The sequence below is a fragment of the Cyanobium sp. Lug-B genome (assembly GCF_024345635.1).
Lineage (GTDB): Bacteria > Cyanobacteriota > Cyanobacteriia > PCC-6307 > Cyanobiaceae > Cyanobium > Cyanobium minutissimum.
In genome coordinates this window covers 64,710-73,383 of record NZ_JAGQBM010000009.1, presented here as the reverse complement: position 1 = coordinate 73,383, position 8,674 = coordinate 64,710, and the positions used below count along the sequence as shown (strand labels likewise).

The 8,674-nt window shown below is 69.7% G+C and carries 6 protein-coding genes; 3 read left to right on the top strand and 3 right to left on the bottom strand.

Annotated elements, in window-relative coordinates; all coding sequences use genetic code 11:
• The coding region (locus tag KBY81_RS03945) for an Rne/Rng family ribonuclease (protein WP_254975678.1) at positions 1-1,390 on the bottom strand (1,390 nt) is incomplete at its 3' end.
• A 376-nt stretch (positions 1,391-1,766) separates the two neighbouring features.
• Positions 1,767-4,457: a TIGR03960 family B12-binding radical SAM protein gene (locus KBY81_RS03940; RefSeq protein ID WP_254975677.1), complete on the bottom strand. Its 2,691-nt coding sequence runs from the start codon at positions 4,455-4,457 to the stop codon at positions 1,767-1,769.
• Between the two features lie 99 nt (positions 4,458-4,556).
• On the opposite strand from KBY81_RS03940, the gene KBY81_RS03935 reads away from it, so the two are divergent.
• The 3 genes from KBY81_RS03935 to KBY81_RS03925 are packed head-to-tail and all read left to right on the top strand — an operon-like array spanning position 4,557 to position 6,970.
• Positions 4,557-5,783 carry an LL-diaminopimelate aminotransferase gene (locus KBY81_RS03935; RefSeq protein WP_106221605.1) on the top strand — a complete coding sequence of 409 codons (1,227 nt, stop codon included), beginning with the start codon at positions 4,557-4,559 and terminating at the stop codon, positions 5,781-5,783.
• 29 nt (positions 5,784-5,812) lie between these two features.
• Positions 5,813-6,172, top strand: coding sequence for an ATP-dependent Clp protease adapter ClpS (clpS, locus tag KBY81_RS03930; RefSeq protein WP_254975676.1), 360 nt, complete (start codon positions 5,813-5,815; stop codon positions 6,170-6,172).
• Positions 6,173-6,970: a CPBP family intramembrane glutamic endopeptidase gene (locus KBY81_RS03925; protein ID WP_254975675.1), complete on the top strand. Its 798-nt coding sequence runs from the start codon at positions 6,173-6,175 to the stop codon at positions 6,968-6,970.
• Here KBY81_RS03925 and KBY81_RS03920 read toward each other — a convergent pair.
• Positions 6,963-8,615 (bottom strand): calcium-binding protein, encoded by a 1,653-nt coding sequence (locus KBY81_RS03920; RefSeq protein ID WP_254975674.1) that lies wholly within the window; start codon positions 8,613-8,615, stop codon positions 6,963-6,965. The genes KBY81_RS03925 and KBY81_RS03920 overlap by 8 nt on opposite strands.
• Between the last annotated feature and the right edge of the window lie 59 nt (positions 8,616-8,674).

The following is an 8,674-nucleotide window of genomic DNA, read 5'->3' as shown; positions in this document are numbered from 1 at the left end:
GGGCCGGGGGCTCGGCCCCATCGGAGCCGCGGCCGCCGCGGCCGCCGCGGCGGCGGCGGCCGCTGCCGCCGGACTCACCGGCGCCGGTGGAGGGGCTGGCCACTTCGGCCCGGGCCGAGGCCGCCGAGCGCACCAGGCCCGAGACCGTGGCCAGGGGCTGGAGGGTGTCCTTGCCGGGCAGCACCGCCACGTGGCCCAGACCGCCACAGCTGGGGCAGGCCCGGCCGAAAAGTTCGTAGATGTTCTGGCCCTGGCGCTTGCGGGTCAGCTCCACCAGGCCGAGCTCGGTGAGCTGGGCGATCTGGGGACGGGCCGTGTCGTCGCGGCTGGCCTGGGTGAAGTGCTCGAGCAGCTGCAGCTGGTCACGACGGGACTCCATGTCGATGAAGTCGATGATCACGACGCCGCCGATGTTGCGCAGCTTGAGCTGGCGGGCGATCTCCACCGCCGCCTCGCAGTTGGTCCACAGCACCGTCTCGCGGGCGTTGGCCGAGCGGGTGAAGGAGCCGGAGTTGACGTCGATGACCGTGAGCGCCTCGGTGGGCTCGATGATCACGTAGCCGCCGGAGGGCAGATCCACCCGGGGCTTGAGGGCATCACGGATGGCGGCGTTGACCCGGTAGTGCTCCAGGATCTCGGTGGGTTCGCCGTGGTGCTCCACCAGCAGGTTGGCCTGGTCGGCGCCGAGGAAGGCGTTGACGCGCGCCACCGCATCGGGGCTGTCGACCACCACCCGCAGCACCTCGGGGCTGTAGAGATCGCGCAGCACCCGGTGGATGAAGTCCTCATCCCGGTTGAGGAGCACCGGAGGGGAGGCCGTCTCGGCCGCCTGCTGGATCGATTCCCATTGGCGCAGCAGGGCCTCGAGGTCATCGATCAGCATCTCCTCGCTGACGTCCTCGGCCTCGGTGCGGATCAGCAGGCCGGCGCCGGGGGGCTTGATCAGCACACCCAGGGCCCGCAGGCGGTTGCGCTCGTTCTCGCCGTTGATGCGCCGGGAGATGTTGACCCCCTGGCCGTGGGGCTGGAGCACCAGGAAGCGCCCCGGCAGGGACAGGTTGCCGGTGAGACGCGGCCCCTTGGTGCCCGTGGGCTCCTTCATCACCTGGACGAGCACCTTCTGACGGGGCTCGAGCAGCTCGGTGATGCCGGCACCCCCCTTCTTCAGGCGCAGGGGACCCAGATCGGTGATGTGGATGAAGCCGTTCTTCTCGCTTTCGCCGATGTTGACGAAGGCGGCATCGATCCCGGGCAACACGTTCTCGACGGTTCCGAGGTAGACGTCACCGATCTGATAACGACCCTGGGCGACGATCAGTTCATCGACGCGTTCGTCGTTGAGCACTGCGGCGATCCGCAACTGCTCAGCGATGACGATCTGCTGGGGCATGGAAGAGATGGTGGGCTCAGTGGAGCCCTGCCGGGGGGCAGGTGGGGGAAGGAATCGGACGGCGGCCGTGACGGCCGCTCAGCCTCTGGAGGAGATCAGGCCGGACCCCGGAAACAAGGGAGTCGGCGGTTGCCTGGTCGGGCCCCCCGTAGCCAGGGGGCCCGGATGGGAGCAGTGACGTCGACGGGCCGGCAGCGTGACGAAAAGAATGTCGTTCCTTCCCGATGCAAAGCAACGAAGACCGAACCAAGCAATGTTGACTGTGATAGCGCTTTCGCCGAGGAGCTTCTAGAAAGCGTCCCTGATGCAGAAGCGTCTGGGCAGAGGAGGAAGAAGGGAGGGAGCCCCGCTATTCCTGTCTCTGTCTAGGGCGAACTTAGCATGCGTCCAGCCGGAGGCAACGGCGCTGGACCGCACCGAGCACCAGCGGTTGGCCGAGACCGGTGCTCAGCCAGTGGCGCAGATGGTCCGGCCGCAGGCTGCGGCCCTGGGGATCCACAACGGCCTCCAGATCCAGCACCTGGTCCCCCCCTGCCGCGGAGGGCCCCGCGGGGGCCACCAGGTGGAGGTCGAGCAGGTAGGGGCGGCACTCGCGCTCCCGGGGGCGGCCCTTCTTGTCCTGGTCCTGCCAGGGCAGGCTGGTGGCCTCCAGCAGTGCAGCGACCGCCGCGGCCCAGCGCTCCGGCGTCAGTGCCGCCCGATCGGGGGCCGCCGGATCCGGGCCCGGCCGCAGGGTGAACCGCCACTGGGCGGAACGGATCTGCTGGGCCAGGCCGGGGGTCTCCAGGGGGACGGCCCGGACCGAGAGCAGGGTCAGCTCGGCGCTGAGCTGCGCCTGCAGGCACTCCCGGGCCGTCTCGGGGTCGACCGGGGCGGCGAAATCAAGGTCGAGCCATTCGTGCAGGCCCTCCACCCCCAGGGGCAGGGGCAGGGCCACCTGCAGCCGCGGCAGGGGATGGAAACCGCCCGTGAAGCTCACCGGCAGGCCGCTGCGGCGCAGGGCCCGCTCCATCAGGCGCAGGGTGTCGAGATGGCTGATCAGGGCCAGGGAGCCGGTCTTGGCGAAAGCGAAGCGCAGCCGGCAGACCCGCTCGCTGGCCGGCGCCCGCGGCGGCAGCGGCGGCGGCACGGGCGGTGGCGGGATCACCACGTTGTGCCCCAGCTCCGGGCCGCAGACCCCGCAGCTGCTGCAGCCCTCGAAGGAGCAGTCGGGCACGACGGCGGCGGCGAGGGCCCGGCCCAGGTCCTCCGCCAGCCAGGCCTTGTCGACCCCCGAATCGATGTGGTCCCAGGGCAGGGGCTGGCGGCAGAAGGCCTCCAGATCGCCGGTGGCGAAGGCCTCCGCCGCGCTCCAGCCGCCCATCTCCAGGGCCCGGTAGGAGCCCCCCAGGCCGGCGGCCTCGATGGCGCCGGTCCAGGCGGCATGGCTGCGGTCGGCGGATTCGAACCAGGCATCCAACCCCGCGCCGGCCCGCCAGGCCGCCTCGATCACCGGCGCCAGCCGCCGGTCGCCGCGGCCGACGAAGTCCTCCACCGCCGACAGCCGCACGTCGGTGTAGTTGGTCTTGATCCCCCGCAGGGGCCGCAGGGTGTCGCGCAGCAGCTGCTGCCGCCGCCGGAATTCGGCGGTGGACACGCTGTGCCACTGGAACGGCGTGTGGGGCTTGGGGGTGAAATTGCTGATCGTCAGGTTGAGCTGCAGCCGTCCCAGGTCGCGGCACTGCTGCTGCAGCCCCCGGCAGGTGTCGACGATGCCGAGCACGTCGGCGTCGGTCTCGCCCGGCAGGCCGATCATGAAATAGAGCTTCACGCGGTTGTAGCCGTTCTCCATGGCGGTGCGGATGCCGCGCAGCAGCTCCGCATCCGTGAGTCCCTTGTTGACGATGTCCCGCAGGCGCTGGGTGCCGGCCTCGGGGGCGAAGGTGAGCCCGGCCCGGCGGGTGCCGCCGAGGATGTGGGCGATGGAATGGTCGAAGCGATCGACCCGCTGGCTGGGCAGGGTGAGGCTGACGTTGTGCTCCGCCAGCCGGTTGCGCAGCTCCACCCCCACCGCCGGCAAGGAGAGGTAATCGCTGCAGCTGAGCGACAGCAGCGAGAAGTCGCTGTAGCCGGTGCGGAGCATGCCCTCCTCCACCGCTTCGATGACCGCCTCCGGCTCCACGTCCCGGGCCGGGCGGGTCAGCATCCCCGGCTGGCAGAAGCGGCAGCCGCGGGTGCAGCCGCGGCGGATCTCCACCGTGAGTCGGTCGTGGACCGTCTCGATGTGGGGCACCAGGCCCATGGCGTAGTGGGGCATGGGGGTGGCGGTGCGCCGCTGGATGCGGGGCGCCAGGCCCGGCTCCAGCGGCCGCAGGCTCACGCCGTCGGGCCCGGGGGCATACAGGGAGGGCACGTAGACCCCGGGCACCTCAGCCAGATCCCGCAGCAGGGCCCGGCGGCCCAGGCCGGCGGCCCGCCCCTCGGCCACCACCAGGCCGATTTCGGGCAGCAGCTCCTCCCCATCCCCCAGGGCCAGAAAATCGAAGAAGGGTGCGAAGGGCTCGGGGTTGCCCGTGGCGGTGGGGCCGCCGGCGAAGATCAGCGGCGGTGCCGCCGGGTGGTCCAGGGGCAGGTCGCCCCGGTCGGCGGCACGGATCGGGATGCCCGCCAGATCCAGCATCTCGAGGATGTTGGTGCCGCCGAGCTCATAGCTGAGGCTGAAGCCGAGGATGTCGAAGGCGGTCAGGGGCCGGTGGCTCTCCACCGCGAACAGGGGCGCCCCCCGCTCCCGCAGCCGGGACGCCAGATCGGGGGCTGGCAGGTAGGCCCGATCGCACAGCTGGCCCGGAACGGCATTGAGGATCGCGTAGAGCAGCACGTGGCCGAGGTTGCTGGCGCCGACCTCATAGACCTCCGGATAGGTGAGCGCCCAGCGCACCCGGGCCGCCGACCAGTCGCGGGGCTCCACCCCCCGCTCGTTGCCGAGGTAGCGGGCCGGCCGGGCGATGCCGCCGTCGACCAGCTCGGCGAAGGCGACGGGAGCGTCGGCGGTGCGGGCGACGAACGCGTCGGCGGTGGCGAAGGGCACGGCGGCGACCGGCGGGCTGCAGGCCGAGCGTAGGCAGGCCGGCCCGCGCCATAGGAAGATGCCGGCTGGCCCCGCCGCCCCGCCTTCCGCTTCCCACCCATGGTCCAGGTCAACGACAGCTATCTCCGGCTCAAGGCGGGCTACCTGTTCCCCGAGATCGCCCGGCGCGTCAAGGCGTTCACGGAGGCCCATCCCGGGGCGGCCGTGATCCGCCTGGGGATCGGCGACGTCACCGAACCCCTGCCGGCGGCCTGCCGGGAGGCGATGCAACAGGCGATCGAGGCCATGGGCACCCGGGAGGGCTTCCACGGCTACGGCCCCGAGCAGGGCTACGGCTGGCTGCGGGAGGCGATCGCCCGCCACGACTTCCAGGCCCGGGGCTGCGAGGTGAGCGCCGAGGAGATCTTCATCTCCGACGGCTCCAAGTGCGACAGCAGCAACATCCTCGACATCCTCGGGGCCGGCAACCGCATCGCCGTCACCGATCCGGTCTATCCGGTGTACGTCGACAGCAACGTGATGGCGGGCCGCACCGGCGACGCCGACGGGGGCGGCCGCTACGGGGGCCTCACCTACCTGCCGATCACCGCGGCCAACGGTTTCGTGGCCCCCCTGCCGGAGCAGCCGGTCGACCTCATCTACCTCTGCTTCCCCAACAACCCCACCGGCGCGGTCGCCACCCGGGAACAGCTGAAGCAGTGGGTGGACTACGCCCTGGCCCACAACGCCCTGATCCTCTTCGACGCCGCCTACGAGGCGTTCATCTCCGATCCGGAGCTGCCCCACTCCATCTACGAAATCGAGGGGGCACGGCGCTGCGCGATCGAGTTCCGCTCCTTCTCCAAGAACGCCGGCTTCACCGGCACCCGCTGCGCCTTCACCGTGGTGCCCCGGGGACTCACCGGCACCACGGCCAACGGCGAGCCGGTGGAGCTGTGGGGCCTCTGGAACCGGCGCCAGAGCACCAAGTTCAACGGCGTGAGCTACATCGTGCAGCGGGGCGCCGAAGCCGTGTACTCCCCGGAAGGCCAGGAGCAGGTGCGGGGCCTGATCCGCTTCTACATGGAGAACGCCGCCATCATCCGCCGTGAACTGGAGGCTGCCGGCCTGCAGGTGTACGGGGGCCAGCAGGCCCCGTACGTGTGGATCAAGACCCCCGACGGGCTGGATTCCTGGGGCTTCTTCGACCACCTGCTGAACCAGGCCCATGTGGTGGGCACCCCCGGCAGCGGCTTCGGCGCGGCGGGCGAGGGCTATTTCCGCCTCTCCGCCTTCAACTCCCGCGCCAACGTGGACGAGGCGATGCGCCGGATCCGGGCTCTTTAGAGTTGGCCCCTGTCAGGACCGGAGCGGCCATGCCCATGACCATCCCGCCCTTCGCCACCGTCTCCACCACCCCGGCGGCCGCCGAAACCCCCTCCCGTTCGCCGGGGGGGGCCGCCGTGATCGAGAAGGCGCCGGAGCGGGTGCGCAAGACCTCACCGCGTTACAAGGTGCTGCTTCACAACGACCCCGTGAACAGCATGGAGTACGTGGTGAACACCCTGCGCCAGGTGGTGCCCTCCCTCAGTGAGCAGGATGCGATCGCCGTGATGCTGGAGGCCCACAACACGGGCGTGGGACTGGTGATCGTCTGCGATCTGGAACCGGCGGAGTTCTACTGCGAAACCCTCAAGGCCAAGGGCCTGACGAGCACGATCGAGCCGGAGAGCTGAGTGGGCCCCCGCTGGAGCGGCACCCTTCTCTACGTGCCGCTGCTCTACGGCCTGGGCTGGCTGCTGGTGCGGCCCCTGGGCGGTCTCGCCCCGGGGCTGCGCCCTGATCAGGTCGATCTGGCCGGGGCGGTGGTGGCCCTGGTGCTGCTGCTGCTGACCCTGCCGCTGCGGTTACGCAGGGTCTGGGGGGAACCCCATCCATGGCGGAGTCTCGGGGTGCTGGCCCCGCTGCCGGCGGTGCTGGGGGCCTTCGGGAGGGGACTGCTGCGGGCCCTGGCGCTGCTGGCCCTGGTGGCGGTGGCCCTGCTGGCCTCGGGAAGCGCCCGCTGGATCGGCCCGGCCGGCCTGGACGGAGGGGAGCTGCTCAACGCCCTGGCCCTGCTGGTGGGGGTGGGCTTTGCCGAGGAGCTGGTGTTCCGCGGCTGGCTGTGGGGCGAACTGCAACGCCAGATGCCCCCCGGTGGGGCACTGCTGCTGCAGGCGGCCGTGTTCGCCCTCGTCCACCCCTGGAGCCAGGCCGGCGGGCTGGGGGCGGTGGGCCTGCTGGGGGGGCTGCTGCTGCTGGGGCTGAATCTGGCCCTGGTGCGCCGGGACGATGGCGGCGTGCTCTGGGGAGCGGTCGGCCTGCACGGCGGACTGGTGGGGGGCTGGTTCGCCCTGCAGGCGGGCCTGCTGGAACTGCTGCCAGGCGCCCCACCATGGCTGGCGGGCCCGGGCGGCACCCAGCCCAACCCCATCGGGGGTCTGGTGGGGTGGATCGGGCTGGGGGGACTGCTGGTGCTGCGCAGGCTCAGATGACGAGGAAAGACGAGGCGCTGAGCGCCGCGGGAGCGTTCGTGATCGTGGCGAACTGGACGAGCGAACCGGCTGTTCCGGAAGCGGCCCAGAAAAGCCGGCCGGAGCCTCCGCCCGCGTTGTCGTAGACGATCTGGGCACCTGTTCCAATGGCCGACCCTGTCGCGTTGGCCGTGAAGCTGGCAGCGGAAAGGACGCCCGGGGTCAACCCCGTGAAGATGGCGTCATCCAGGCGAATGGTGTCAGCCGAGGCACCAGTGAGCGTCATGATGGTGATGGTGTCCACATTCGTGGGCCCAAGTGGTGCATCAAAGACGTAAGCATCGAAGCCTTCACCCCCCGACAGGGTGTCGTTGCCTTCACCACCGATGAGAACGTCGCTGCCGGAACCACCGAAGAAGCGGTCGTTGCCTTGGCCGCCGATGAGGAGATCGGAGTTGTCACCACCGGTCAGGGTGTCACTGCCCTGGCCGCCGATGAGGGTGTCGTTGCCAGTGCCGCCAAGCAGACTGTCGTTTCCCTCTCCCCCCAGAAGGAGATCGGCGAGGTTACCGCCATCGATGGTGTCGTTGCCCTCGTCGCCATTGACCCAGTCGGTGAAGCCCGCGGCCATCGTGACGACGTCATCACCTTGGCCGTGGGCGGTGAGCTTCGTGAAGGCCGCCCCATTGATCGTGGCACCGCCAACAAGAGTGACGGACTTGTTGGCGCCGGGATCCACATACTTGAGGGCAACTCCAGGACCGGTAAAGACGTTGGTGGCGGAAAGGGTGGGAATGACACCGACGCTGGGGCCAGTGATGCGGATGCCGTAACCGCCAGCAATCGTGGCGAACGTGTTCGATGTCAGCGTGATGAGCTTGCTGACGTCATAGAGATCAAGATAGGAGCCATTCTCGAAGGTATTGCCGCTCAGCGTCGCAGCCACATTGCCGAGGATATTGCCCGTGGGGCGCACCACGGTCTGGTTGTCAGAGCGGGTGAACAGATTGCCGGAGATCTGAACCGAACCGGCGGCAACGGAACCGGTGAAATTGAGGATGTTGAAGCTGCTCAGAAAGCCGGCTTCATCGAAGAGGCTGTCGCGGATGAGAAGGCTGCCGGAGTTGTTCCAGCTGTGAAGGAAGGCGGAACCTCCAGCCCCGGTCAAGGGGTTGAACCCACCCTGCCCCTTGATCGTGACCGTGACATCGTCCAGGGTCAGATGCGTCGTGATCGGCGCGGTGGCCGAAAACGAGGTCAACGACATGTAGAGGTTGCCGTTGCCGTTCCAGCCGGTGTGGGTGCCTCGGAAGGTGACATCCTGCACAACGAAGGCGCCGGAGGTGGCCCGCAGCAGGGCGTTGCCATCGGCCAGACCACCGGCGCTGTAGTCCAGGGTCAGGTTCGCGACCGTGCCGGGCCCGTTGGGGCCATCCGTGTTTCTCTGAAAGATGCGGGTGTCCCTGACGATGGTGCCCGCCTCGGATGTGCCGCTCACGGCGTAGCCGGAGGATCGGACCACTCCGGGGACCGAGGACTGCTTGGCCAGGGACCGGATCGTGTCGTAAGTGCCATCCGCCAGCAGGATCGTGTCCCCTGCCGCTGCCGCATTGATGGCCTCACGCAGCGAGGGGATGCCGGACGGATTGACGTTGATGGTGGCCATGCTGGGGAAGTGCTTGGGGGAACCTGGGTGGGGGCAGGCTTGCAGGACAGGGGCCTGAA

Coding starts and splice junctions, on each gene's coding strand:
- KBY81_RS03935 (WP_106221605.1), top strand. CDS start 4,557: ATGGTCCAGGTCAACGACAGCTATCTCCGGCTCAAGGCGGGCTACCTG.
- clpS (WP_254975676.1), top strand. CDS start 5,813: ATGCCCATGACCATCCCGCCCTTCGCCACCGTCTCCACCACCCCGGCG.
- KBY81_RS03920 (WP_254975674.1), bottom strand. CDS start 8,615: ATGGCCACCATCAACGTCAATCCGTCCGGCATCCCCTCGCTGCGTGAG.